Raw genomic sequence first — 25,142 nt, 5'->3', positions numbered from 1 at the left:
AAAAAAGTAAGGGTGTATCTTTGTGAAAAGTTTTTTGCAAATTAGTATAATGGTCATTTTTTTCATTTTTAATCAGTTCCATGTGGCTGCTGCGGAAATACAACAGTTACCTCTAAAAAGTGAAGCGGCTGCACTGCTAGATTCGGATACAGGAGCGGTGCTTTACTCTAAGAATGCAAACCAAAAAATGTATCCGGCAAGTTTAACGAAAATTGCTACAGCCATTTATGCGATAGAAAAGGGACAATTAGATAGGATTGTAACGGTAAGCGGAAACGCAGTCAGGCAAGATGGGACCCGTGTTTATTTAAATGAAGGCGAGAAAGTACCATTAAAAATGCTTCTTCAAGGTATGTTAGTTAACTCAGGAAATGATGCGGCTGTTGCCATTGCAGAATCGATTGATGGGTCTGTTCCGCAGTTTGCAGAAAATTTAAATAACTATTTGAGGGCGAAAATCGGTGTAACCCATACTCATTTTACTAACCCAAGTGGTTTGTTTGATGCGAATCATTATACAACTGCAATGGATATGGCTCTAATAACTAATTATGCTATAAAGAATCCTATCTTCAAGGAAATATTCGGAACAAAAGTACTTCCGTGGAAGGGACAGTCGTGGCAAACGAATATTGTCACCCACCATAAAATGCTACGGGGGGAGTTTCTATATCCTGAGGTTACCGGGGGAAAGACAGGATATACCAGCGAAACGAAACAAACCTTAGCCACAACTGCCGATAATGGAAAGATCAGACTAACTGCGGTTGTTTTAAAGTCAAATTTAAAGAATGATAAATATATTGATACCACTGTTTTATTGGATTATGGTTTTAAGAACTTTCAACATACAGTTATTAAAAAGGGAGAAGTTTTTACAACCGCTGAGCGAAAAGAATTTTCACCCGAAAACGATATGCTTATAACAGAACGGATCGGTGGATGTTTAAAGAATGTTGCAGACAATGGTCTCCTTTCTATCCTTGATAATAAGGGGCAGTTAGTTCAGACTGTTCAATTAACATACAAGGAGCCTCCAAAACCAAAAGTTGCAGCTATAGAGACACCGAAAAAGGATAATCAAAAACAGGAAGAGGAAGAGATCATCTTAATCAATTCGATCGTAATTATGATGGTTGTTTTACTTGCGATTGCCTTAAAGTTACGTATAAAAGGTCAGCGAGAATATTAATTTGCCTGCCATGGAAGGATGAGACCTCCATGGCTTATTTTTTTGATGATTATGTATGGATGAAAGTTGAGAAGGGCGAAAATTGGATTATTTATCGATTATGAATCGTATGATGGAAGTAGGAAGTGATTACGGGACTTTATGAAAGACAATTCCTGCACAAGGAGGTCTCAAAAGATGGATATGGAAAAATTAAAACAGTGGATGGACATCGCCAAAAGTATGCAAGGGGGGGACTTTTGGAAAAATATTTTTGATCAGGAATTTGCAAAAGATTTTATGAATGAACAAGCCGAAAATTCCTCCACGATGGGTGGGGAGTCTGAGCGATCAGAAGAAAACAAAACCTTTCCTTTGGTTGATATTTTAGCAGGAGAGCAAAAAGTGGTAGTAGTAATTGAACTTCCGGGTGTAACCAAGGAAAATATTGAATTAGGTCTTAATAAAAATTTACTGATTATTAAAGGGAAGGCAGATCCTATTCATCCACAATTAGCCATGATCCATTCAGAAAGGTTTTATGGTCATTTCGAGAGACAGGTCCCATTGCCTGATACAATCAGTCCAGGTCAGTTAACTGCTAATTTTTGGAATGGCTTATTGCTGGTGGGCTATGAACGGACATTAGAAAAAGGTGACAGTATTCCGATTAAGTAGGAACCTATATTAAACCGACAAAAAAGACTAAAGTGTGAAAATACTTTAGTCTTTTATAATCCTATTGCAGTCTGCTCTCTACTTGACGGCAGACCTCATCAGCAGACATTCCATTTGCATCAATTACAGAGCCTTTTGTGCTGGTATCAGACATACCCATCACGTTTGAATCAAGACCAGTAACGACACAGCAATCACAATTTTGAGCATCAGACTCCTGCTTTAATTCTACCACATCATAACCTTTTTCCCTTAAGGCTTCTTGAATGTTTGTAAGAGATTGTTCTACTCCAACTTTTGCCATACAAAACACCTCCTCCTGTAGATTATTTTGCCTGAACCTTTAGGAAATATTCCGTATAAGCAGAGATATTTATCCAAAGGATAGTAGGGGAGGTGTATGAAATGTCGAGAGGCAGAAAACGTAAAGCGGATCCGTCCACGATCGGCCTTAATTCTCCGCAAGTAGAAGGTCAAGGTACGACTACAACAGAAACCGGTTCAATAGAAGCACCATCATCTCGAAAAAAACAAAAAAGATTTTAAGACGACAAAAAGGATGCCAAGTATTTGACATCCTTTTTTTAAAGAGTTTCTTTACCTTTATTGATACATTGCTGCTACTTGCTTTTGAATTTCCTCATTCTCTAAATACTCATCATATGTCATCTGTTTATCCACTAAACCTTTTGGTGTGAATTCAAAAATTCGATTAGCAATCGTTTGGATGAATTGGTGGTCGTGTGAAGAAAACAGCATTGAACCTTTAAAGTTGATTAATCCATTATTTAAGGCAGTGATGGATTCTAAGTCCAAATGGTTGGTAGGTTCATCTAGTAAAAGAACATTGGCCCCATTCAACATCATTTTTGAAAGCATACAGCGAACCTTTTCTCCACCAGAAAGGACACTGGCCTTTTTTAATACTTCTTCCCCGGAAAACAGCATTCTTCCTAAGAAACCTCTTAAGAAGCTTTCGCTATCATCTTTAGGAGAGAACTGACGAAGCCAATCGACAAGAGTTAAATCGCTGTTCTCAAAATACTCGGAGTTATCTTTTGGGAAATAAGCCTGTGAAGTAGTAATCCCCCACTTAAATGTACCGCTGTCAGCTTCCATTTCACCCATTAAGATTTTAAAGAGAGTGGTTTTTGCCAATTCATTTGTTCCAACGAGCGCAATTTTATCTCCTTTGTTCATAAAAAAGCTGACATTATCTAAAACCTTTTCACCATCAATTGTTTTAGTTAGGCCTTCTACGTGCAGCAAATCATTCCCAATTTCACGATCCGGCGTGAATCCAACAAAAGGATAACGGCGGGAAGACGGCCTGATATCATCAAGTGTAATCTTATCTAATAACTTCTTACGTGATGTTGCTTGTTTAGACTTAGACGCATTGGCACTAAAACGGGCGATAAAGCTTTGAAGTTCTTTAATTTTTTCTTCCTTTTTCTTGTTTGCATCTGAAGCCATTCTTGATGCAAGTTGACTTGATTCATACCAGAAATCATAGTTTCCGACATAAATTTGAATTTTACTAAAATCCAAATCAGCAATGTGTGTACAAACCTTATTTAAGAAATGCCGGTCATGGGATACCACAATAACAGTGTTTTCAAAGTTGATTAAGAAATCCTCAAGCCATTGAATGGCCTTAATATCTAAATGGTTTGTCGGTTCGTCTAAAAGTAAAACATCTGGCCGGCCAAATAGGGCTTGCGCAAGCAACACCTTAACCTTATCAGAACCCGATAAGTCAGCCATTTTTTTATAATGCAGGTCTTCACCAATACCCAGGCCCTTTAAGAGAATCGCGGCTTCAGGTTCAGCTTCCCAGCCATTTAATTCCGCAAATTCACCCTCAAGCTCTGCAGCTTTCATGCCATCCTCGTCGGTGAAATTTTCCTTCATATATATAGCATCTTTTTCTTGCATCACTTCATATAGTCTAGCGTGACCCATAATAACGGTTTTGAGTACCTCAAATTCCTCATATTCAAAATGGTTCTGCTTTAACACAGCCATCCGCTCATTAGGGCCTAATTGAACGGTTCCTGTTTGTGCTTCAATTTCACCGGATAAAATTTTTAAAAATGTTGATTTACCTGCTCCATTAGCCCCGATTAGGCCATAGCAATTACCAGGGGTAAATTTAATATTTACATCTTCAAACAATTTTCGGTCACCATATCTTAAACTTACGTTACTTACAGTAATCATAGTAGTAATCCTCCAGAACAAAAATATCTACTCATTATATCATTAAAATAGAACAAGAGCGAATTCTTTTGGTATAGATTATAGTAGTAGAAAAATTTTCTAAAAAAATTTTTTCATTTTCACACTTTATTCATAATTTTGTTGTAAAATTGGTTTAAGAAGTATTAAAGAGGGTGAATAGTATGGCAAAAAAACAGCTTACTGAATTCGTGAATAAATTAAAAAAAGCTGGTATTAAAGCAAGTCTAACTAAACCGAAGTCCACTTATCTATTAACATTGCAGCAAATAAAATAAAATCCTTCATTCCTCAACCGAATTATTAAAGTAAAAGCGATTAATCCCAAGGACTAACCGCTTTTTTTATTACTCTAATTTTTCGAGTACTTTGTCATATACATCTTGTTTATTAAACTCTTCTCCCATAGGAAACTTTGCAATAAATTTATTATTTTCATCCACTAGATACGTAAAGGTAGAATGGATGAATTGACCATTTCCAGGATCTTTATATTGAAATTGCAAGGCGTTTGTGATTTTACGGAGTTGTGTTTGACTATCTTTTATTTTTTGTTTTTCCCCAGTTAAGAATATCCAGTTATTATCTTTCTCTATTCCGAACCCCTTTTTATATTCTTGCAAAATCTCAGGCGTATCGCGGTAAGGGTCAATGGTGATTGTGACAAACTCTATTTCTCTTCCATATACTCCTTTTTTCGATAAATCATTCTTTAAATCAATCATCTTTTGTGTAGTGGTTGGACAAACATCAGGGCAATGGGTGTAAATAAATTCGACCAGCTTTAACTTTGTTTTATCTTTCCCGAAAATAAATATATCTCCATTTTGGGTAGTAAAGGTAGTATTAGCAGGTATAGCAGCATTAGCATCTCTAAGAAGAAAAAAAGAAATTCCTCCGGTTATCCCCAAAAAAATTACAAGACTGCAAATAATATAAATCCTTTTCAAAACAATCCCCTCCTACACTAAAGATAAATAAGTTTTTGTAAAAAAGATATGGATATTTTGTGAAAAAAAGCTGATGCTTGATAAACATGATTCCTTTATACTGTATTATGAAACAATGGTTAAAATCTGAACTTTCAAGAATAGGAAGCTGGTGTATATATGAAAAAAACAGCAAAATTCTTCTTTCAACTTGCCATCCTAATAGTTATCTATCAAACAGGGAATTTAGTAACTAATTACCTGCACTTGCAAATCCCCGGAAATGTGATTGGAATAGTCATTTTATTGCTAATGCTCTTGTCAGGTCTAATTAAGGTAGAACAAATCCAACTGGCTTCAGAGTTTCTCTTGAAACATCTCGGGTTCTTTTTTATTCCAATATCCGTCGGTTTAATGACATTAGGTGCGACTTTCATGAAAGTCGGCTGGATTTTATTACTTATTCTTTTTATTAGTGCTTTTATTGGTATAGTTATAGCAGGTAAGACCACTCAAACTGTAATGGCAAGAAATCATAAGGAAAATGTGAATCATCATGATCACGCTTTATAGTATTATACTAACTGTTTTTGTCTATTTGGCGTCGCGTTATATAACGAAAAAATATTCTTCTCCATTAACGAGCCCTGTTTTCTTAAGTACCGTCATTATTATTATCATTCTGCTGGCTTCCAACATATCCTATTCGGAATATGAACCCGCAAAATCAATTATGACCTATCTGCTTGGACCGGCTACCGTTTCTTTGGCGGTCCCGATTTATAATAATCGTGCTCTATTTGCAAAATACATTGTTGCGGCTGTAACAGGTTTGTTGATTGGCAGTATTTCAACTATTCTCTCAGCCCTGCTAATGGCAAAAGGACTGCACCTTTCTAAAATGTATCTCCTTGGCTTAACAGTAAAATCTGTTACTGTTCCAGTGGCAGCGGAAATAGGGGGGATTATTCATGGGAATATCTCTTTAATCGCAGCGTATGTTATTGTTACCGGGATGCTGGGTGCCATGTTTGGGGCAAAAGTACTGAATTGGTTTAAGATTGATGATCCATTTGCCAGGGGTCTGGCAATTGGTACAATCGCACATGGGATTGGAACAGCTGAGGCAGTGAAGGAAGGAGAAATCCAAGGTGCTGTGTCCGGAGCAGCAATGGGCATTGCAGCTATTATTACTTCGTTTATCATTCCTTACATTATCCACTTTATTATTTAATAGGTAAAATTTGGTTGACAATTCTTGTAAAATGCCATATTCTATAAAAGAATTAAACTTTTCTAATAAGGGAGTATGTTTTATGTTAGGTGTCGTTCTTAACTAATCCAATCAATTGGATATTTTCATTTCATCATAATCTTTCATTTTTTTGTAAGATGAAGGGCTTATTTAGGTATGGAATGAGGTTAAGAACAATGGGCAAGCATAAGCATACACTTTTTCCAATGTAGCTGTGTACACTCGTGTAGACAGTTTTTATTTTGGATTAATATGTATGAAAGAATGGGTGGGTACACCATTCATTTACTTTGAAGCCGCAATGACATTGTTCATTGCGGCTATTTTTATTTTGGGAGGCTTTAAAAATGAATCAACATACGTTTAACCAGTTGGAATTTCAAAAAATTAAGGATGAAATAGCAGCCTTCGCCCTAACTAAAGAAGGTAAAGAAAAAATTCAGAATCTCGTCCCCTCTACAAATGTAAAGCAAATAGAGGCTTGGCTTGAAGAGGTTTCTGAGGCAGTACGGATCTTAGAGGTTAGTTCAAGTGTCCCTCTTCACGGTCTCGATGGAATGACCATGATCCTCGGGAACATGAATAAAGGTGCAGTACTTAAAATAGAGCAATTATCGAAGCTTTATGAATTTTTGGACTGCTGTGGAAAGATACGAAGGTTTATGAAAGATAAAGCATATTATGCACCTAGGGTATCAGCCTACGTTGAAATTATCGATGAATTACCTGAACTCGCTGCTGAAATTATTCGCTGTGTCAGGGGGGGCAGGATAGATGATTATGCAAGTAAGGAATTATTGAAAGTAAGAAAGCAGCTGGCCATACAAGAAGAGCGCTTGAAAGATAAAACGATGCAATTGGTCAGGTCCAATAAATATAAAACGTATTTACAGGAGAATGTAGTCAGTCAACGAAACGGGCGCTATTGTATACCAATAAAGAAGGAATACCGCAATAAAATAAAAGGAACGGTCCTTGATACGTCTGCATCAGGTTCTACTCTTTTTATCGAGCCAGAAGAAATCTCAATTTTTCAAGATCAATTGACATGGCTTCTTTCGGATGAGGAAATAGAGGTTCAAAAAGTATTAAGTTATTTAACTGGAATGGTCGAACAAAAAGAGGAGCAAATCCGTCTTGCAGTGGAAACCATGATTCAGTATGATTTTTTATTTGCAAAGGCAAAATATTGCCGAATGATTAACGGTTCAAGGGTAAATATTAACCAGTTTAATGAATTGAAATTAATAGAGGCAAGGCACCCTCTGCTTGGTGAAAAAGCTGTTCCATTATCTTTTACAATGGGAAAAGATGAAAAGGCATTGGTAATCACCGGACCAAACACGGGTGGAAAAACCGTTGCGATCAAAACGGTGGGACTATTAACGTTAATGGTTCAATGCGGGCTGCATATTCCAGCGGCTAAGGAGAGTAATCTGAAAATATTCGAACGGATTTTAGTGGATATCGGTGACGGTCAAAGTATCACAGAAAATTTAAGTACTTTTAGTTCCAGGATCGTTAATATCATTGAAATCTTAAAAGAAGCAAATGACCGAACATTAGCAATGTTAGATGAGCTGGGCTCTGGGACTGATCCTGGTGAGGGAATGGGGCTTGCCACTGCCATTTTGGAGACACTTTATAAAAAAGGATCGTTCCTATTCGCTACAACTCATTATAGTGAAATTAAAGAATTTGCAGAGGAACATAAAGGGTTTTTAAATGGCTCGATGGAGTTTGACTTAACAACGCTTTCGCCCACATACCGGTTAGTGATCGGCAGAGGAGGGGAGAGTCAGGCGTTTGCGATCGCACTAAGATTAGGGATGCATCCCGAAATTGTGAAGAGAGCACATTCTATTACCTATAAAGAAGAAAAAGAATATCTTAACCAGGAGAAGGATCCTTGGAAATTAAAAGAATTAGAAAAACAGGTAATCATCAATAAATATCAGCAAAAGCAAACGGTTTCCAAGGCGGAGATTCCACTTTATCGGCAAGGTGACAATGTGAGGATTTCTCCATCAAATGAATTTGGAATTGTTTATAAGGGGCCCGATGAGGTTGGAAATTATCTGGTTCAGGTAAAGGGAGATAAAGTATCAGTCAACCATAAAAGGCTGACCCTATATATTGCCGCAGCTGAACTATATCCTGAAGATTATGATTTTGATATTGTGTTTCAATCCAAGGAAAATCGTAAGAAAAGTAAGCTTTTATCCAAAGGGCATCAAGAAGACATTACGATCGATTACACAGATAACAAGCAATAGGATGTCTCCGCCTGAAGTCTATAAAAGCCCTCCTGAGGACATCCTGTTTCCTTTTCAGTGCAAAAACCTACTTTTTTTGATTTGAATATTGTTGTGCAAGCAGTAATTTAACTTCATTATAGCTTAGCCCAGATTGACTGTTTAGTCGTTTTACTTCATCAATATCTGTTCCGACTTTGGTATATCTCTTATTAGCAGATGTCATGCTTTGGTAACACTCCTTGCATGTAAGTAAATTTAAGGCAATGAAAATTACCTTTTTTGTGCATACTAGTAAAAAAGGAGGCGGTTCCCATATTTTACGGTAAAAGGGCTAAAGAAGAAATTGAAACCATTCTCGTTGACACAGAGGTATATTCTTGCTCAGATGATGCTTGTATTGGCTGGATGAGAAAGGATTTTGTCGCAGATGACCTGCTATGTCCGATGTGCGGCAACCAAATGTTAGAAGAAATTAGAGAGCTGCCTAAAATTTAAATAAATTGCTATATGTTATAAAAGACTGTCTGTATAGAGGACAGTCTTTTATTCTTCACCAAATTCAAAGAAATGGTCTTCATATGCTTTCTGTGCAGATTCTGATGATGTGAACAAGGCGTCATCATCTTCGATTACATGGAAGGTCTCATTAAGAAACAAGGCTAATGCATTAGGATCTTTAGGATGTTGAACAATTTCTGCAGCTTGTACATTTGCTACAGATGGTACATGAGGGTTACGGTATATAACATACACTTCATCCCCTGGTTTTGCATCATCTAAATTCTTCATACTCATCTAAAAACATCCTCCTTTACAAATTTTCGTTCTGCTGTCTAATTTCATCCCCTGTAATAATCATATTGGCTTCCTCAAGTGCCTTGTGCTCGTTCACCGAATCTCCCGGTGTGTTTTTTTTATTTGGAAATATAGATCCGTTTTCAATCGTAACTTGTGGTTCTTCATCTGCCGGTGTCAAATAGTCTTTCTTCTTGGCCATATAAATCATCTCCTTATCTTAAAGGTTTCACCTATAGAAAATGGTTTATGCCTTCCTAATTCTTTCCTTAGCGGAATATATTGACTATAAAAAAACTCCCCTTCGATTTGGGGAGTTCACTACCTTATTCTTCCTTTTTTGATAAACAATGGTCGCATTCCATTAAATAGCTTTCAGCTTGTTCCTCCATATGCTGCCCACACTCTGGGCATTCTTTTTTTGGCAGGCTCCGGAAAAATTCAACAGGACTGATCAACATATAAAACCCCTCCTCAAATAATAATACAGTTTATTTTAAAATCTATTGTTATAGAACAACGAGGCGAAAAAAATATTCAAGCAGTGCCTGCAGCTGAAATACAGAAAATTACTACTCTTCTCTTTTAGACAAACAGCGGTCACATTCCATTAAGTAACTTTCAGCTTGTTCTTCCATATGTTGGCCACACTCTGGACATTCCTTTTTTGGTAAGCTGCGAAAAAATTCAATCGGATTCATTAACATAAAAACCTCTCCTTTATTAATACAGTTTAATAATTGTTCTCTTGTTATAGTACAGTATAAACGAAAAACTTCTTTTTGTGTAGACTTTTTTTAAAAATTTTGACCATTAAATTAGAATGAGTCATTTGTCCTAAGGCCTATTTATAGTTATTTTGGTTGTATGTAGGATGAGGAGCACAAACGGGTTAAAAATAAGGGGAAGGCATGAAAATATTTACTTCCATAACCTTTTAATTTACATTACAATCGTAGTAGAAAATAATTTGTCGCATCGGGGGGATGCAGGTTAATGAGTGTAATGTTTGGAATTTTTCATCCATATTTTATCTTTATCGCTATAGGTCTAACGATCATGGCATCATATACAGCACTTGACATGTTTACTTTGATACGATCCTCAAACCAGAACAAAAGGCTTTTGTTCTTAGGCGGGACGCTATCCATGGGGATTGGGATATGGGTAATGAACTTCATGGCGTTAATTTCAGCAGACGCAAGCAGGTTTGCAAGCTATCATATTCCACTAACGATTCTTTCCATATTTATAGGAATTGCTTTCACTGGAATGGCCTTTCTTTGGTTTTTTGGTAAAAACATAACGATCTATCATTTGTTAGTTGGAAGTTTATTCTTAACCCTTGCGGTTATGGCAATACAGATCATTGGTTTATATTCAATGAATGTAAATATCGAATATAATGTTGGTCTAATGATTTTTTCCATATGTTTAATTTATGGTTCTTTTTTATTATCATTATGGATTCTTTTTTCATCCAGCTATTCACAAGCGAATCAGATTTGGCTCAAACCAATTAGTGCAATCATTATAACGACAGCTATTGCCGAAGGGCACTTCCTATTAAAAAGAGCGGCGGTTACCATGAGCGGAGCTTTATCGGGGAACCAAGCAGATAGCCCGTTCTTTATCTTTTTGGTTTTATTTGTTTCATTATTAATCATTGGCGGGCTAATTATTTCAAGTATGTTAATTAGTAAACAATTGGCCACTACGGATACAAACCTCAAGGATATTAAAGCAGCACTTGATGCCTCGACAATTGTGGCCATTACCGACAATAAGGGCATTATCACATTTGTAAATGATAAATTCGAGGAAATTTCTAAATATAATAAAGAAGAGATTATTGGGAAGACACATCGCATCATCAATTCCGGCTATCATTCGAAAGAGTTCTTTGAAAATCTATGGAAAACCATCGAGACAGGAAAGATATGGCGTGGTGAGATTCGGAACAAAGCGAAGGATGGTACGTTTTATTGGGTGGATACGACTATTGTTCCATTTCTGAATAAAAAAGGTAAACCTGTCCAATACATTGCAATCCGGTCGGATATTTCTGATCGAAAAAGGGCGGAAGAGCATCTGAAAGAAATGATTAAAGAGAATGAAGATATAAAATTTGCCTTAGATCAATCATCCATTGTCGCTTTTACGGATGAAAAAGGAAAAATAACAAATGTAAACGATAAGTTCTGTGAAATTTCAAAGTATAGCCGTGAAGAAATCATTGGGAAGGATCATCGGATTCTTAATTCGGGCTATCATTCTAAGGAATTTTTTAAAAATTTATGGAAGACGATTGGTTCTGGTCAAGTATGGAAGGGTGAACTAAGGAATAAAGCAAAGGACGGAACCTATTACTGGGTAGATACGACCATCGTTCCGTTTTTAAATAAACACGGTAAACCCTATCAATATCTGGCGATTCGTAACGATATAACAGAGAGGAAGAAAACCGAAGAGGTACTTCATCGTCAAGATAAACTTGCTGCAGTAGGACAGCTGGCTGCTGGTGTTGCGCATGAGATCCGTAATCCGCTGACTTCGATGAAAGGATATGCGGAATTCTTGCAGTTAGATGAAAAAGATCCTGAACGGATGGAATTTCTGAATATTATTTTAGATGAGATTGAACGTGTAAATACCATAGTTGAAGACTTCATGGTATTAGCAAAGCCAAAAGCGGTTGAATTAGAGGAAAAGAATGTCGTTCCAGTCATTCGTAATGTGGTTTCACTGCTTGAATTTGAAGCCAGGAAAAAGAATGTTCGGTTGTCATTTGATTGTAACGAAGAGATTATTCAAATTGAATGCGATGAAAATCGGTTAAAGCAAGTATTTCTAAATTTTATTAAAAATGGAATTGAGGCCATGCCAAATGGCGGGGATCTCCAGGTTAAAACAGTTATTCATGATAATAACGTACAAATTTCCATCCAAGATTCGGGCGTAGGTATTCCAAAAGAAAAACTAAAGAAACTGGGAGAGCCATTTTTCACTACAAAGAAAAATGGGAACGGCTTAGGCCTAATGGTAAGCTTTAAAATTATTGAAAGTCATAATGGCAGAGTCTTTGTGGAAAGCGAACCCAATAAAGGAACAACCTTTAATATTTTATTACCTGCAAAAATTGCTTAAACGAGAGTTTCCTCTCGTTTTTTTGTTCCTAAAATTTTCCTTCGAAAAATTTTAATAATTTCGAATCTACAAATGATGAATATCGACTATGATGGTTATAGAAGGAATATCATTTATGGGGGAGGGATAGTAGTGACAGATAGGAAGCATGTTAAAACAATATGCGGCTATTGTGGAACTGGCTGTGGCCTTGTTTTAGAAGTGGCCGATAATAAAATAGTGAAAATCCGCGGGGATAAGGAAGCTCCAGTTAATAAAGGACAAACGTGCGTTAAAGGGGCATTTGCATATGAATATGTTCATGCAAAAAGCCGATTACATTCACCACTTATCCGAAAAGCAGGACAGCTTGTTGAAGCTACATGGGAGGAGGCATATCAGTTTATTGCTGATAAACTTTCCGCGATTAAAACCACTTGGGGTCCTAATGCGATAAGCATGTTTGCATGTGCACGAAGTACAAATGAATCTAATTATATTACACAAAAGTTTATGAGGGCGGTAATCCATAGTAATAATATCGATGGATGTAACCGAACGTGACACGCACCAAGTGTTGCCGGTCTGGCAACTATTTTTGGAAGCGGTTCCCCAACCAATACTTTAGAAGATTTTGATAAAGCAGAAGTACTGCTTCTAATGGGGTCAAACACAACAGATGCCCATCCGATTATTGCGAATCGAATTAAGAAGGCTGTTAAATCAGGATTAAAAATGATTGTTATAGATCCACGAAAAATAGATATGGTGAAATCAGCTCACCGGCACCTGCAGATTAATGTAGGGACAGATATTGCTCTCCTTAATGCCTTTATTCGGGTTATTCTTAAAGAAGGTCTTTACGATCCACATTTTATTAAAGAATTAACCATCGACTTTGAACGGTTAGCTAATCAGGTAGAAGTTTATACCCCTGAGTATGCAGCGGAGATTACAGGTGTTTCGGCTGAAGATATTGTAACGACGGCCAGAGAGTATGCAGCATCAAGCGGCTCTATGATAGCCTATACACTAGGAATTACAGAACACCACTGTGGAGTAAACAATGTGTTTGATATCGCTAATCTAGCTCTCCTAACAGGAAACATAGGTAAACCAGGTACAGGGATCATGCCTTTAAGAGGGCAGAACAATGTACAAGGCGCAGGTGATATGGGATGTCTTCCTAATCAGCTGGCGGGTGCAATGAGTCTAGCAAATGATGAGTTCCGTGCCAGATATGAAGATCATTGGGGGGTCAAACTAAATCCGCACCCTGGTGATACGCAAACCCGTACCTTTGACCGCCTTGAGATGGGTGAATTAAAAGGTCTTTATATAATAGGAGAAAATCCCCTATTAGCAGATGTTCATATGAATCATACAAAAAAATTATTAGAAAAACTGGATTTATTGATTGTCCAGGACATTTTCTTAACTGAAACGGCCCAACTGGCAGATGTCGTTCTGCCCGCCCGTTCTTGGGGAGAGGTGGATGGAACCTATACCAATACAGATCGAAGAATCCAGCGGGTACGTAAGGCTGTCGAACCCCATCCAAATACGAAGGAAGATTGGGAGATTCTTTGTGAACTTGCCTCTTTAATGGGTTATCCAATGCATTATAAAAATAGTGAAGAAATCTGGGATGAAGTAAGAAAGCTTGCTTGGGAAGTGTATGGAGGGATTTCCTATAAACGATTAGATAATTTGTATAGTATTCACTATCCATGTCCTGAGGAGAATCATCCAGGTACTTTCATTCTGCATGAGCGTTTTCATAAACCAGAGGCTGAAATGAAAAAAGCTCCGTTTGTTCCGGTCGAATATACGGAGCCTTTAGAACTTCCAGATCAAGAATATCCGTTTACGCTAACAACTGGCAGGCGGTATGAGTCCTATAATACTCATTCACAAACCCGTTATTATGCTGCAGGAGTTAAGATAAAACAAACAGAAGAGACGGTTGATATTCATCCGGAAGATGCAGGTGCATTAGGGATAGAAGATGGTGAGCTTGTACAAGTACGTTCGAGAAGAGGAGAACTTCAGGTTAAGGCAAAAATTACGGAACAAGTAGTCCCAGGACTGGTATTTATGAGTTTCCATTGGAGTGAAACGCCTACAAATGTATTAACATTAAATGAATATGACCCAATCTCAGGGACAGCTGAGTACAAAGCATGTGCAGTTGCCATTTCAAAGGTCTCATAAAATATCATTTCGAAAAAGTAGTGCAGATAAGTATTCTGCACTATTTTTTTTATGGTTTATTAACAGAATATTCTTACCTTAAGGAAATATTATTGTAATATAATTGCCATTCTTGTAAACCAATTAACATCTCCCTGTTCTTTTCCTCAGAAAAATTCGTGTTATGATGAGAACAAGTTAGCAACGAAGAACATGGGAGGATATAGAAATGATCAAAAAAATAAAAGCATTCCTAGCAGTTGCTGCACTCTCAGGGGCTGTAGGCGCTAATGTACATGCGGAAGAAATAACGGTCCAGGAAGGGGATACCCTTTGGGATCTATCGCAAGTACATAATACATCTGTAGAAGATATTCAAAACTGGAATCATCTTTCTACTGACCTCATTCACCCGGGAGATGTATTGACGATTGCGACTGAAAAACAAATTACAGTCCAACAGGATGATACACTAAGTGCTATTGCATTAAAATACCAAGTACAAGTAAACCAAATAAAAGAATGGAATAAATTAAATACGGATCTTATCCATCCAGGTTTGGAACTAGTTATTTATGATGAGGTAACGGAAAGTGTTAAGAATAAAGAGAAATCCGATACTAATGAGGATAATACCGAAGTAAGTAATTTGGAAGAACCGGTTGCAAACTCAATTGTAACAAAATCCGAACCGAATAAGACTGTTAAACAGGAATCAGCTCCCGAAGCTGAGCCTGCTGAACCAGTTTCAGAAAGCAAGCCTGCCTCAAAAGCTCCGGTTACACCAGCAGTTAAAGCAGAAAGTACGGAAGAAGATAATTCAAAGGAAATTACGGTTAAAGCTACCGCCTATACAGCTTCTTGCGAAGGATGTTCTGGTACAACCGCAACAGGTGTAGACTTAAAAGCAAATCCAGACGCTAAAGTAATCGCCGTTGATCCTAAAGTTATTCCACTTGGCAGTAAAGTATATGTAGAGGGTTACGGAGTGGCAACTGCGGCAGATACAGGCGGTGCCATTAAGGGAAATAGAATTGATGTATTTATTGCCACAGAACAAGAGGCATTAGAGTGGGGAAATAAACACATCACAGTCAAAATAATAGACTAAAAAAGCTGCCTAACTTAAGCGTTAGGCAGTTTTTGTGTTTGTTTAACTTGCTTGTTTTACTACAGGGTTTGTAACTGTAACTTTTCTTTGGTAGAAGAACCAGTTTAATACGAATGAAATCACATAGAACCCAATGAAGAAATAGAAAGCAGTTACGTAAGTACCAGTTGCATTAATAGACCATCCGAACAGCTTAGGGATAAAGAATGATCCATAAGCAGCAAATGCAGCTGAGAATCCAATAACAGATGCGGCTTCTTTTGGAATGAAAATGTTCGGAATCATTTGGAACGTGGAACCGGAACCGATCCCTGATGCTAAGAAAAGGATTAAGAACGAGAACAAGAATCCATTAAATTGTTTGCCATTTAGGAAAAATATAACACCTGCTGCACCAATACTCATGATAACTAATACAAACGCAGTCACTTTTGCGCCGCTAAGCTTATCTGCCAGCCAGCCGCCAACAGGTCTAGCTGCTGCAGCAACTAAAGCACCAAGGAAAGCAAGTGAAAGATGTTCAGGAAATTGTGATCTTAATAGCAGCGGGAATGCCGCAGAATATCCAATAAATGAACCGAATGTTGATACATATAGGACAGTCATAATCCAAGTATGCTTACGTTTTACAATAACAAACTGATCTGCAAATGATTGCTTTGCACCCGGGACATTATCCATTTTAAAAATCGCAAGTATGGTCATAATGGCAATAGGTATTACCCAAATAAAAGCTGCATTTTGTAACCAAAGCGACTGACCGTTAGCTGCAACCTGTTTGCCGCCCACTAAAGCAAATGTTCCTGAAGTAATAATTAATGGAGTAACAAATTGTACAACTGAAACTCCCATGTTTCCTAATCCACCATTGATGCCAAGAGCGGTGCCTTTTTCTTTTTTAGGAAAGAAGTAGCTAATATTAGCTGATGAAGACGAGAAGTTTCCTCCGCCAAGACCGCAAAGTGCCGCCAGTAGTAACATAACTGAATAAGGTGTATCAGGATTTTGGACTGCAAATCCGATGCCGACAGCTGGTATTGCTAGAATGGCTGTAGAGATTACTGTCCAGTTTTTCCCTCCAAAAAGTCCAACTGCAAAGGTATAAATAAAACGCAGTGTTGCACCGACAAGTCCTGGGATAGCTGCCAGTGTTAATAATTGTCCCTCTGTAAAATGAAAGCCAACATCATTAAGTCTCACAGCTACTACAGACCATATCTGCCAAACAATAAAAGCAAGCATAAGAGATGGTACAGAAATCCATAAATTCCTTTGTGCGTGTTTTTTTCCTTCAGTGCTCCAGAACTTTTCATCTTCCGGGTTCCAATAATTAATTCGGGCCATTTGAATTCCCCCTAAATAATAGTTAATTTATCGTGTGGTGTTGCTTGTGTTATTACTATAAACTACATAGTGAACTCACTTTTGTGACGAACGTCACAAAAGTAGTGAAGGAAATGTGAACACGACTAACTAGACAAAAAGTTGTAATATTTATCAAAAAAAAGAAATCCTCAGGCTTGAGGATTTCTTGTATATTCATCATTTTCATTGGATCGATCTTTGGGCTCGTAAAACATGCCAACATAGTTTTTAACCTCTCCGGCATCATCCTTAATGGCAGTGATGGTAAGCCATTCTTTATATACTTCATTATTTTTGCGTTTATTCCAAATAAACCCTTCCCAATATCCTTTCGATAGTAGATCCTCCCACATGGTCCGGTAATAGTCATTGTCATGTTCACCGGATTGAAGAACACTTGGTGTTTTCCCTATCACTTCTTCAAGCCTATAACCAGTAATCTTCGAAAAGGCCGGATTAACATTCTGAATGATACCATTTGCATCGGTAATGCATATTCCATCAATCGCGTGGTTGACGATTTTTTGTGAAAGTTCGAGCTTATCTTGATAAAGTAACCAAATGACGATCACAAGACTCGCTAATGAGAACTCTGAAAGAGACATAAAACCGATTGCATAGTGACCCGTCCAGTTAAAGAAGATGGTTAGGATTACTGGCGGAAAAAATCCGCCTAATCCCCCCATAGCAGAGACAATTCCATTGACAATCCCTGCTTCTTTTGAAAAGTATAAAGGGACTAATTTAAAAATGGCCCCATTTCCTAACCCCGCAAATAAAGCAACTAATAAACATCCAAACGAGTATATAGGTAAGGACGGGGTGAATGATAATAAAAAGCCAGCAAAAGTCAAACTAAAGAAAACACCCATCAGGATCAAATATGGATTGATTTTATCACCCAGCCAGCCGCCGACTGGCCGAAAAAAAGTTGCCAGAGCAATAAAACCAGCCGTTCGAATTCCAGCATCTAGTTTATCTAATTCAAATTGGGTAACTAAAAAGGATGGCAAATAGATAGTGAACGCAACAAAAGAACCAAATGTAATAAAGTAAAATAAACTTAGGACCCATAATTTTGGATTTTTATAAACTCCCTTAATCTGTGTGGATAAGGAGTTGCTGATTTTTCGTTCATGTTTGTCGCCAAATAAGATATTCAAGATGGCGAATAAAAGCATTAAAATAAGATAAAGCTTAACCGTATTTCTCCACCCGAAAGTATTTGCTAGGAAAGGGGCGAGGAAGGAGGTGATTGCCGTTCCGATATTTCCAGCTCCATAAAAACCATTGATCAATCCATGTTTTGTTTTCCCAAAATATTTTGGTAAAGAAGTAACTCCAATGGAAAAAATCGCACCGCCAATTCCAAGTAATAAGCCGCCGATGATTAACATGAATAAATTATTAGAGTAACTTATGATCACAATAGGAATGAGTAATATGAAAAAGCTTGTGCTAAATAATTTTCGTGCTCCATATTTGTTTGTCCAATAGCCTATCGGAACTCTTAGAAGAGATCCAAGTATAACGGGAACAGCCGTTGCCCAAGCTATTTCAGTCGATGTTAAATGCATTTCTTCATTAATAAAAGGCATAAGTGAAGAAATAATTACCCATACCATAAACCCTGCAACCAGACTACTCGTTTGAATAAATAGTTGTCTTGTACCCAGTTTCATTTTTCATCCCCCTGTGAAGCTGTTCCATATAGTATTTTCCTATGTATTATAAACTACAATATTATTGGAGACAGTGAGGTTCAACACTGCTAGTGAAAAAATTTACAGATATTAAACATAGTAGTATATTCTTCCTGTAATATGTAATCAAACACCTCCATAATTTATATATAGTTTAATTTTTTTCAAAAATTAAGAGTCTGGATAGGAAGGATATTATGAAACAGAAAAAGACCTTTTTTGATCCTCCTAAAATCCTTGTGTTGGGTTTTTCTGTCATTATTTTGATTGGAGCTTGTTTGTTAACTCTCCCGGCTGCAACCACGAATGGACAAGGATTGTCTTTTTTAAATGCATTATTTACTGCAACATCAGCGACGTGTGTTACAGGTCTTGTTGTTGTAGATACGGGTACAACTTTCACTATATTTGGCCAGATTGTTATCCTTACGTTGATTCAAGTCGGAGGACTTGGATTTATGACGTTTGCCACTTTTTTTGCCTTGATATTAGGGAAAAAAATATCATTAAAGGAGAGAATCTTGCTTCAGGAATCCTTGAATAATTTATCAATGGAGGAAATTGTTAAGTTAGCGAAAAGGATATTAATTTTTAGCGCTGTCATTGAATTAACTGGGGCACTTATATTATCGATTCGTTTTTCCTTTGACATGTCTTTAAAGAAGGCCATTTATTTTGGCATCTTTCATTCTATTTCTAATTTTAATAATGCTGGATTTGATTTAATGGGAGAATTCCACAGTTTAACCGATTATGTGGATGACCCTGCTGTTACTCTAACGGTTTGTTTATTAATCATTTTAGGTGGGATTGGCTTCATAGTAATGAATGAACTCTATGAGTATCACACGATAAAAAGAGTTTCCCTGCATACAAAGATTGTCCTCTGTACAAGTGCAATCCTTTTATTAGTGGGCACAATTGGGATCTTTTTATTAGAGTATTCAAATCAAATGACATTAAAGCCATTATCCCTGTCAGGAAAAATACTCGGCTCCCTGTTTCAATCAGTCACAGCTAGAACAGCAGGGGCAAATACGCTGAATATTGGAGCTCTTACTCAATCCAGTATTTTATTAATAATTCTGTTGATGTTTATCGGTGCTTCTCCTGGATCTACAGGGGGAGGAATTAAAACCACAACCTTCGCTACATTACTTGGTGCCGTTTGGTCCCAAATACGTGGAAAGGAAGATGTTACTTTTTATCGCCAGCGGATAGAATATAGTACCATTTATAAGGCACTAACGGTCACATTGAGTGGATTGTTCCTTGTTATTTTTATAACACTATTATTGACGATAACCGAACATGGACACGATTTTTTAGTCCTTCTTTTTGAAGCTACATCTGCGTTTGCAACCGTGGGACTGTCAATGGGCTTGACACCCGAATTATCCCCGATCGGAAAGGGATTAATTATCTTTACTATGTTTGCCGGCAGAGTTGGACCATTAACAATAGCCTATGCAGTTGCCATGAGGAGAAACCCTGATCCGTTCCGGTATCCTAAAGGAAAGATTATGATTGGATAAACTTCTAGAGAAGAGGCTGCCTTAAAAGGTCGTTGAATCACGACTTTTTTGAGGCAGCCTTTATTGTACAAAGTTCTACCTTTAATATTTCCGCTCTGTTGATTGGAGTGGAAGGCGCGCAGACTCCTGCGGGAGTACGGGGCAGGGGAGACCCCGCAGGAGCGTATGCGACGAGGAGGCTCCCCGGCACGCCCGCGGAAAGCGAAGCACCTGGAACGGAAATCAACAGACTAGGTTCAGAGCAATAAAAAAGTTTTAGTAAAACTACTTGTTCAGTATTTAAGGAATGATTGTGTTAAAATTTAAGAAATCAACCATACGGCTTACAAATAGGAGTGACTATGATGAACTTTTCACAAATTGATACATTTGAAGGGCGACTGGACCTCATGAGGTCTCTATCTAAACAGTTCTTATCAAGAGCACATAAAGTGGATATAGAAGGCTCGTTCCCCTTTGAAAATATCGAGGATTTAAAAAGAACCGGTTATACCTCTCTATCAGTCCCTGGCAAATATGGAGGAAAGGAGATTTCTTTATATGAACTCGTACGTCTGCAAGAAATGATTGCGGAAGGGGACGGGGCTACTGCGCTTTCCATTGGCTGGCATATGGGGATTATTATGAATCTTCATGAGAAAAATGTCTGGAGCGGTTCTATATATAAATTTTTGTGTGAAGAAGTAAACAATGGTGCTTTGATTAACAGTGCACAGACGGAACCTAAAACAGGCAGTCCGACACGTGGAGGAAGACCTGAGACCAATGCCGAAAAAAGAGGCCAAAACTGGGTTATATCAGGGAGAAAAACCTTTACAACAATGGCTCCAGTATTAGATTACTTTATTGTTAATGCGACGCTAAAGGATACGAACGAGACAGCTAACTTTCTAATCCCAAGAGGGACTGCGGGAGTGAAAATCGAAGAAACATGGGATAGTATTGCCCTTAGAGGAACAGGAAGCCATGATTTAATCCTTGAGCACGTGGCGGTTCCAGAAGAATATATGGTCGAAAGGCCAAATCCTCATAGTAGAAAGGCAAACGGCTGGCTCCTTCATATTCCTGCTTGTTATCTTGGAATTGCAAGAGCGGCGCAAAGGTATGCCATTCAATTTGCAAAAGAATATTCTCCTAATAGTATCAGTGGGACAATTATCGATTTACCAAATGTAAGGCAGAAAATTGGTGAAATGGAATTAAAGATTATGCAAGCAGAGTCCTTTTTATATTCCGTTGCTAGACAATGGGATACCTCATCGGAAGAGGAAAGGGAAAAAATGCTTTCTGTTCTGGGTGCTGTTAAGTTAACAGTAACAAATGCAGCGCTATCGATTGTTGATTTGGCAATGAGAATTGTAGGCGCGAAAAGTTTATCCATTCAAAATCCGCTTCAGCGATATTACCGTGACGTAAGGGCTGGTCTCCATAATCCGCCAATGGATGATATGACAATGGAGCTTTTAGTACGAGAAAGCATTCTTAAGAACGAATAACTCACATACCTTTGTTAGCCTCTTAAAAGGATTCCAAATAGTAGCTGGTTATATATGTGTTTCTATGGGTACCTTAAGCGAAAGGAGTGAGGAAAATTGCCAAGAGGTAAAGAATTAGAACAGCTCCCGATGGCGAATATTACCCCTGGAGCAGGTAAGGACGCTGGAAAATATAATCGTGAGGTTTTAGGCACCATCGTTCAACAAGAGCAGCCGCAGCCAAGTGAAATAGAAAAAGAAAATGAAGATATGCTCTAAGCTTACCGATTTATAGTCAAGAACAATAAGGCCATCTTTTCCAATGAAAAGATGGCCTTATTGTATCTTTTAGTTAGTCTTCCACTAGTTCATGGATTTCTACAATGGTCCGCTCTTCAAGCGGTCCGCGTAAATGGACTGTGGCTGTTTTTCCGTCTTCGTTTAGCTGATCGATCCAAACAGATGTACCATTATATTTTACTTCAATATCAGCTGATGAGGACAGAATTTGTCTTATTCGGTTTTCATTCAAGTTTCTCACTCCTTTTTTTAGTAAAGTAGTGGGTACGTATATATTGTAACCGTTTTCTTCTATTATATATTAGTGAGTGGAATATATATCGATCTGGTTTCCGTTTATAGTTCCATCCTCATCGAGATTCTCTAGACTCTGAAGGTAATTATCTAGTTCTGCCTGCATTTTTTTAGGTGCGCCGGCTTTTAAATGCCAATTTCCTGGTTCATCAACAAAATACGGACTTTTTGTAAACTCCGGTCTCGTTCTAGGCATAAATTCACATCCTTATCAGACTGTTACTACTCATTGTGGGGGTATAAACAGAATGCTATCCATACCTTCCATTTAGAATATGCTTACCAATAATTATATAATTATTCGGAAACTAATCCGTAAAAGATAAGTCTATATTCATATTGCCACCCTTGTTTGTTCAGGTTTATGATAGGTGAAATAATGTGACAAACTTAAATAACATAAAAAAATTTATTATTTTGAAACCAAAACAACTTGGTCATCGTCTTATATATTTGAGGAATGGACAGTCATGTCCAACAAGTAACTGTCATAATATAAAGGAGAAATTATTAAATGGACAGGTAAGGGGATTTTGTAGTCTAATCTTGTGATATACAAAAAAACAGTTCATCTTTATTGTAAGAAACAATACATAAAATGACATGTTTTATGTTTTAAATTTTTTAGAAAGTGTGTTATAGTAATTGAGGTTCGTTTACCGGAGCTATTGGTAAGTGAGAGGAGAATTTTTGTTATGAGTAAAATTAGATTACCTAAAACAATAAATAACAGTCATATTTCATTCTTTGTAATTGCCGTTTTTCTATTCTGGATTAAAACATATGCGGCCTATCAAATTGAATTCAACTTAGGAATTGATAATAACCTGCAGAAATTTTTGTTATTAATAAATCCACTGAGCTCCGCGCTATTCTTTCTCGGTCTGGCCTTGCTCTTTAAGAAACGTACAAAGATGGTAATGATCATAATCAATTTCATTTTATCATTTTTGCTTTACGCTAATATTGCCTATTATCGCTTTTTCAATGACTTCATTACTGTACCGGTATTAATGCAAACTAAAACAAATGCCGGGCAATTAGGTGATAGTGCATTATCATTGATGTCACCATTAGATATTTTTTACTTTCTCGATACAATCATTTTAATTGTTTTAGCATTTACGCTCTTCAAAAAAGTGACGGTAACGAATAGAAAGTCTTATAAAATTGTTCTATTGTTTGCAATCACCACCTTCCTTTTTAACTTAGGATTAGCGGAAAAGGACCGTCCGCAATTATTAACACGTTCTTTTGACCGCAACTATTTAGTCAAATATTTGGGTGCGTACAACTTTACGATTTATGATGTAATCCAAAATATTAAATCATCCAGTCAGCGTGCATTAGCTGACAGCAGTGATATTACTGACGTAGAGAACTACCGTAAAGCCAATTATGCAGCGCCAAATCCTGTCTATTTTGGTAAGGCAAAGGGAATGAACGTTCTTTATATTTCAATGGAGTCTTTCCAAAGCTTTATGATTGATTATAAGATGCCAGACGGACAAGAGGTAACACCTTTCTTGAATTCTTTGGTACATGATGGCAGTACCTTCTACTTTGATAATTTCTACCATCAAACCGGCCAGGGGAAGACATCGGATGCTGAATTCTTAATGGAAAACTCCTTATATCCGATGGCACAAGGCGCTGTGTTTGTAAATAAGGCGCAGAACACATACCAAGCTATGCCGTCTATTCTAAAAGGACAGGGATACACGTCAGCTGTATTCCATGGGAACTATAAAACATTCTGGAATAGAAACGTAATTTATAAGGCGTTTGGGTATGATCAATTTTTTGATGCGGAATATTATAACATGACAGACGAGAACACTAAAAACTATGGAATGAAAGATAAACCATTCTTTAAGGAATCCATTCCTTTACTAAACAGCTTAAAACAGCCTTTTTATACGAAATTTATTTCATTATCTAACCATTTTCCATTTGAAATGGATCCAGAGGATACGGATTTCCCTGCTGGTGATACTGGTGATACGGTTGTTAATCAATATTTCCAATCAGCCCATTATATGGATCAGGCGTTTGAGCAGTTCTTTAATGATCTAAAGGCAAATGGTTTATATGATAACACAGTTATTGTCATGTACGGTGATCATTATGGTATTTCTGAAAATCATAATGAAGCAATGGCAAAAGTGTTGGGTGTGGATGAAATTACCCCAGCGATTAATGCAAAATTACAGCGAGTACCTTTATTTATTCATGTACCTGGAGTAAAAGGCGGAGTTCAGCATCAAATTGGCGGCGAGGTAGACGTTCGTCCAACCGTTCTTCATTTATTAGGTGTTGATACGAAGGATTACATGGAATTTGGTTCTGACCTATTATCTAAAGATCATCGTAATTGGGCGTTATTCAGAAATGGTGATTTTGTTTCATCTGATGGAATTCAACTAAATGAAAAGTGTTACTCTTATGAAACGACTGAACTATTAGAGGATAATACCCTTTGTAAGACCATAGATGAAAAGGTAAAAACAGAATTACAAATGTCTGATGAAGTCGTTTATAAAGATTTATTAAGGTTTTATCAGCCTGAGGGTTATACCTCAATTAATCCAAATGACTATGAATATTTAGGCCCAAAAGGAAAAACTACAAAAACAACTGAAGATAGTAATTAAAAGGAGAAGGACCTGGTCCTTCTCCTTTTTTGTCCATGAAAGAACTAAAGGAATAGCCA

General features: G+C 37.3%; 25 protein-coding genes. 14 read left to right on the top strand and 11 right to left on the bottom strand.

Going from position 1 to position 25,142, the window contains the following annotated elements:
- The first annotated feature begins 22 nt into the window (after nucleotides 1–22).
- Nucleotides 23–1,192, top strand: a complete 1,170-nt coding sequence (locus GXK58_RS06670) for a D-alanyl-D-alanine carboxypeptidase family protein (protein WP_237389589.1) — start codon at nucleotides 23–25, stop codon at nucleotides 1,190–1,192.
- A gap of 177 nt (nucleotides 1,193–1,369) precedes the next feature.
- Nucleotides 1,370–1,849 (top strand): Hsp20/alpha crystallin family protein, encoded by a 480-nt coding sequence (locus GXK58_RS06665; RefSeq protein WP_160721073.1) that lies wholly within the window; start codon nucleotides 1,370–1,372, stop codon nucleotides 1,847–1,849.
- A gap of 61 nt (nucleotides 1,850–1,910) precedes the next feature.
- Here the strand turns inward: GXK58_RS06665 and GXK58_RS06660 are convergent, their stop codons facing one another.
- Nucleotides 1,911–2,153, bottom strand: a complete 243-nt coding sequence (locus GXK58_RS06660; RefSeq protein ID WP_160721072.1) for a YkuS family protein — start codon at nucleotides 2,151–2,153, stop codon at nucleotides 1,911–1,913.
- Nucleotides 2,154–2,254: 101 nt separating this feature from the next.
- On the opposite strand from GXK58_RS06660, the gene GXK58_RS06655 reads away from it, so the two are divergent.
- Nucleotides 2,255–2,395, top strand: coding sequence for a YuzL family protein (locus GXK58_RS06655; protein WP_160721070.1), 141 nt, complete (start codon nucleotides 2,255–2,257; stop codon nucleotides 2,393–2,395).
- A 57-nt stretch (nucleotides 2,396–2,452) separates the two neighbouring features.
- Here the strand turns inward: GXK58_RS06655 and GXK58_RS06650 are convergent, their stop codons facing one another.
- A complete protein-coding gene (locus tag GXK58_RS06650; RefSeq protein WP_160721069.1) occupies nucleotides 2,453–4,072 on the bottom strand; it encodes an ABC-F family ATP-binding cassette domain-containing protein in 1,620 nt (539 codons plus the stop codon).
- A 365-nt stretch (nucleotides 4,073–4,437) separates the two neighbouring features.
- A complete protein-coding gene (locus tag GXK58_RS06645) occupies nucleotides 4,438–5,040 on the bottom strand; it encodes an SCO family protein (protein ID WP_160721068.1) in 603 nt (200 codons plus the stop codon).
- A 159-nt stretch (nucleotides 5,041–5,199) separates the two neighbouring features.
- Between GXK58_RS06645 and GXK58_RS06640 the strand changes: the two genes are divergently transcribed.
- The 4 genes from GXK58_RS06640 (at nucleotide 5,200) to GXK58_RS06625 (ending at nucleotide 9,027) form a co-directional block, all read left to right on the top strand.
- A complete protein-coding gene (locus GXK58_RS06640; RefSeq protein WP_160721066.1) occupies nucleotides 5,200–5,592 on the top strand; it encodes a CidA/LrgA family protein in 393 nt (130 codons plus the stop codon).
- Entirely contained in the window at nucleotides 5,576–6,253 is a 678-nt protein-coding gene (locus tag GXK58_RS06635; protein WP_160721065.1) for an LrgB family protein, read from the top strand. Before GXK58_RS06640 ends, GXK58_RS06635 begins: the two co-directional genes overlap by 17 nt.
- 368 nt (nucleotides 6,254–6,621) lie before the next feature.
- The gene (locus tag GXK58_RS06630) at nucleotides 6,622–8,550 is read left to right on the top strand and encodes an endonuclease MutS2 (protein WP_160721063.1); all 1,929 of its coding nucleotides are present in this window, start codon (nucleotides 6,622–6,624) and stop codon (nucleotides 8,548–8,550) included.
- A gap of 261 nt (nucleotides 8,551–8,811) precedes the next feature.
- The gene (locus GXK58_RS06625) at nucleotides 8,812–9,027 is read left to right on the top strand and encodes a cold-inducible protein YdjO-related protein (protein ID WP_237389588.1); all 216 of its coding nucleotides are present in this window, start codon (nucleotides 8,812–8,814) and stop codon (nucleotides 9,025–9,027) included.
- 48 nt (nucleotides 9,028–9,075) lie between these two features.
- Here the strand turns inward: GXK58_RS06625 and GXK58_RS06620 are convergent, their stop codons facing one another.
- The 4 genes from GXK58_RS06620 to yhfH (GXK58_RS06605) form a co-directional block, all read right to left on the bottom strand.
- Complete coding sequence (locus GXK58_RS06620; protein ID WP_442862456.1) at nucleotides 9,076–9,327, bottom strand: transcriptional regulator SplA domain-containing protein; 252 nt, start codon at nucleotides 9,325–9,327, stop codon at nucleotides 9,076–9,078.
- Nucleotides 9,328–9,343: 16 nt separating this feature from the next.
- Nucleotides 9,344–9,529 (bottom strand): hypothetical protein, encoded by a 186-nt coding sequence (locus GXK58_RS06615; protein WP_160721062.1) that lies wholly within the window; start codon nucleotides 9,527–9,529, stop codon nucleotides 9,344–9,346.
- A gap of 124 nt (nucleotides 9,530–9,653) precedes the next feature.
- Nucleotides 9,654–9,788 (bottom strand): protein YhfH, encoded by a 135-nt coding sequence (gene yhfH, locus GXK58_RS06610; RefSeq protein ID WP_160721061.1) that lies wholly within the window; start codon nucleotides 9,786–9,788, stop codon nucleotides 9,654–9,656.
- 111 nt (nucleotides 9,789–9,899) lie between these two features.
- The gene (gene yhfH, locus GXK58_RS06605; RefSeq protein ID WP_160721059.1) at nucleotides 9,900–10,034 is read right to left on the bottom strand and encodes a protein YhfH; all 135 of its coding nucleotides are present in this window, start codon (nucleotides 10,032–10,034) and stop codon (nucleotides 9,900–9,902) included.
- A gap of 289 nt (nucleotides 10,035–10,323) precedes the next feature.
- Here yhfH (GXK58_RS06605) and GXK58_RS06600 point away from each other — a divergent pair, with 289 nt between their 5' ends.
- The 3 genes from GXK58_RS06600 to GXK58_RS06585 all read left to right on the top strand — a co-directional run bounded on the left by GXK58_RS06600 (nucleotide 10,324) and on the right by GXK58_RS06585 (nucleotide 15,757).
- Nucleotides 10,324–12,474 carry a PAS domain S-box protein gene (locus GXK58_RS06600; protein ID WP_160721058.1) on the top strand — a complete coding sequence of 717 codons (2,151 nt, stop codon included), beginning with the start codon at nucleotides 10,324–10,326 and terminating at the stop codon, nucleotides 12,472–12,474.
- 72 nt (nucleotides 12,475–12,546) lie between these two features.
- A complete protein-coding gene (gene fdhF, locus GXK58_RS06590; RefSeq protein ID WP_337248163.1) occupies nucleotides 12,547–14,667 on the top strand; it encodes a formate dehydrogenase subunit alpha in 2,121 nt (706 codons plus the stop codon).
- Between the two features lie 208 nt (nucleotides 14,668–14,875).
- The gene (locus GXK58_RS06585) at nucleotides 14,876–15,757 is read left to right on the top strand and encodes a LysM peptidoglycan-binding domain-containing protein (RefSeq protein WP_160721052.1); all 882 of its coding nucleotides are present in this window, start codon (nucleotides 14,876–14,878) and stop codon (nucleotides 15,755–15,757) included.
- A gap of 42 nt (nucleotides 15,758–15,799) precedes the next feature.
- Here GXK58_RS06585 and GXK58_RS06580 read toward each other — a convergent pair whose 3' ends face one another.
- Both GXK58_RS06580 and GXK58_RS06575 read right to left on the bottom strand, forming a co-directional pair.
- The gene (locus GXK58_RS06580) at nucleotides 15,800–17,101 is read right to left on the bottom strand and encodes a NarK family nitrate/nitrite MFS transporter (RefSeq protein WP_160721050.1); all 1,302 of its coding nucleotides are present in this window, start codon (nucleotides 17,099–17,101) and stop codon (nucleotides 15,800–15,802) included.
- A gap of 170 nt (nucleotides 17,102–17,271) precedes the next feature.
- Entirely contained in the window at nucleotides 17,272–18,804 is a 1,533-nt protein-coding gene (locus tag GXK58_RS06575; protein WP_160721048.1) for an MFS transporter, read from the bottom strand.
- 218 nt (nucleotides 18,805–19,022) lie between these two features.
- On the opposite strand from GXK58_RS06575, the gene GXK58_RS06570 reads away from it, so the two are divergent.
- From GXK58_RS06570 to GXK58_RS26975, 3 genes are all read left to right on the top strand, one after another.
- Nucleotides 19,023–20,360, top strand: coding sequence for a TrkH family potassium uptake protein (locus GXK58_RS06570; protein WP_160721046.1), 1,338 nt, complete (start codon nucleotides 19,023–19,025; stop codon nucleotides 20,358–20,360).
- A 344-nt stretch (nucleotides 20,361–20,704) separates the two neighbouring features.
- Entirely contained in the window at nucleotides 20,705–21,856 is a 1,152-nt protein-coding gene (locus tag GXK58_RS06565; RefSeq protein WP_160722129.1) for an acyl-CoA dehydrogenase family protein, read from the top strand.
- A 96-nt stretch (nucleotides 21,857–21,952) separates the two neighbouring features.
- The gene (locus GXK58_RS26975; RefSeq protein WP_202171308.1) at nucleotides 21,953–22,114 is read left to right on the top strand and encodes a hypothetical protein; all 162 of its coding nucleotides are present in this window, start codon (nucleotides 21,953–21,955) and stop codon (nucleotides 22,112–22,114) included.
- A gap of 73 nt (nucleotides 22,115–22,187) precedes the next feature.
- Here the strand turns inward: GXK58_RS26975 and GXK58_RS06560 are convergent, their stop codons facing one another.
- Both GXK58_RS06560 and GXK58_RS06555 read right to left on the bottom strand, forming a co-directional pair.
- Nucleotides 22,188–22,367: an H-type small acid-soluble spore protein gene (locus GXK58_RS06560; protein WP_160721044.1), complete on the bottom strand. Its 180-nt coding sequence runs from the start codon at nucleotides 22,365–22,367 to the stop codon at nucleotides 22,188–22,190.
- 69 nt (nucleotides 22,368–22,436) lie between these two features.
- Complete coding sequence (locus GXK58_RS06555) at nucleotides 22,437–22,625, bottom strand: hypothetical protein (protein WP_160721042.1); 189 nt, start codon at nucleotides 22,623–22,625, stop codon at nucleotides 22,437–22,439.
- Between the two features lie 499 nt (nucleotides 22,626–23,124).
- Here GXK58_RS06555 and GXK58_RS06550 point away from each other — a divergent pair, with 499 nt between their 5' ends.
- Nucleotides 23,125–25,083, top strand: coding sequence for an LTA synthase family protein (locus GXK58_RS06550; RefSeq protein WP_160721040.1), 1,959 nt, complete (start codon nucleotides 23,125–23,127; stop codon nucleotides 25,081–25,083).
- Nucleotides 25,084–25,142: the final 59 nt, after the last annotated feature.

It is taken from the genome of Bacillus sp. USDA818B3_A, assembly GCF_009928415.1.
Taxonomy (GTDB): Bacteria; Bacillota; Bacilli; order Bacillales; family Cytobacillaceae; genus Neobacillus.
This window is presented reverse-complemented; position numbering and strand designations above follow the sequence as displayed.

Coding starts and splice junctions, on each gene's coding strand:
- yhfH (WP_160721059.1), bottom strand. CDS start 10,034: ATGTTAATGAATCCGATTGAATTTTTTCGCAGCTTACCAAAAAAGGAA.
- yhfH (WP_160721061.1), bottom strand. CDS start 9,788: ATGTTGATCAGTCCTGTTGAATTTTTCCGGAGCCTGCCAAAAAAAGAA.
- GXK58_RS06575 (WP_160721048.1), bottom strand. CDS start 18,804: ATGAAACTGGGTACAAGACAACTATTTATTCAAACGAGTAGTCTGGTT.
- GXK58_RS06600 (WP_160721058.1), top strand. CDS start 10,324: ATGAGTGTAATGTTTGGAATTTTTCATCCATATTTTATCTTTATCGCT.
- GXK58_RS06640 (WP_160721066.1), top strand. CDS start 5,200: ATGAAAAAAACAGCAAAATTCTTCTTTCAACTTGCCATCCTAATAGTT.
- GXK58_RS06615 (WP_160721062.1), bottom strand. CDS start 9,529: ATGGCCAAGAAGAAAGACTATTTGACACCGGCAGATGAAGAACCACAA.
- GXK58_RS06565 (WP_160722129.1), top strand. CDS start 20,705: ATGAACTTTTCACAAATTGATACATTTGAAGGGCGACTGGACCTCATG.
- GXK58_RS06660 (WP_160721072.1), bottom strand. CDS start 2,153: ATGGCAAAAGTTGGAGTAGAACAATCTCTTACAAACATTCAAGAAGCC.
- GXK58_RS06665 (WP_160721073.1), top strand. CDS start 1,370: ATGGATATGGAAAAATTAAAACAGTGGATGGACATCGCCAAAAGTATG.
- GXK58_RS06585 (WP_160721052.1), top strand. CDS start 14,876: ATGATCAAAAAAATAAAAGCATTCCTAGCAGTTGCTGCACTCTCAGGG.
- GXK58_RS06620 (WP_442862456.1), bottom strand. CDS start 9,327: ATGAGTATGAAGAATTTAGATGATGCAAAACCAGGGGATGAAGTGTAT.
- GXK58_RS06630 (WP_160721063.1), top strand. CDS start 6,622: ATGAATCAACATACGTTTAACCAGTTGGAATTTCAAAAAATTAAGGAT.
- GXK58_RS06655 (WP_160721070.1), top strand. CDS start 2,255: ATGTCGAGAGGCAGAAAACGTAAAGCGGATCCGTCCACGATCGGCCTT.
- GXK58_RS06550 (WP_160721040.1), top strand. CDS start 23,125: ATGAGTAAAATTAGATTACCTAAAACAATAAATAACAGTCATATTTCA.
- GXK58_RS06580 (WP_160721050.1), bottom strand. CDS start 17,101: ATGGCCCGAATTAATTATTGGAACCCGGAAGATGAAAAGTTCTGGAGC.
- GXK58_RS06555 (WP_160721042.1), bottom strand. CDS start 22,625: ATGCCTAGAACGAGACCGGAGTTTACAAAAAGTCCGTATTTTGTTGAT.
- GXK58_RS06635 (WP_160721065.1), top strand. CDS start 5,576: ATGATCACGCTTTATAGTATTATACTAACTGTTTTTGTCTATTTGGCG.
- GXK58_RS06650 (WP_160721069.1), bottom strand. CDS start 4,072: ATGATTACTGTAAGTAACGTAAGTTTAAGATATGGTGACCGAAAATTG.
- GXK58_RS06570 (WP_160721046.1), top strand. CDS start 19,023: ATGAAACAGAAAAAGACCTTTTTTGATCCTCCTAAAATCCTTGTGTTG.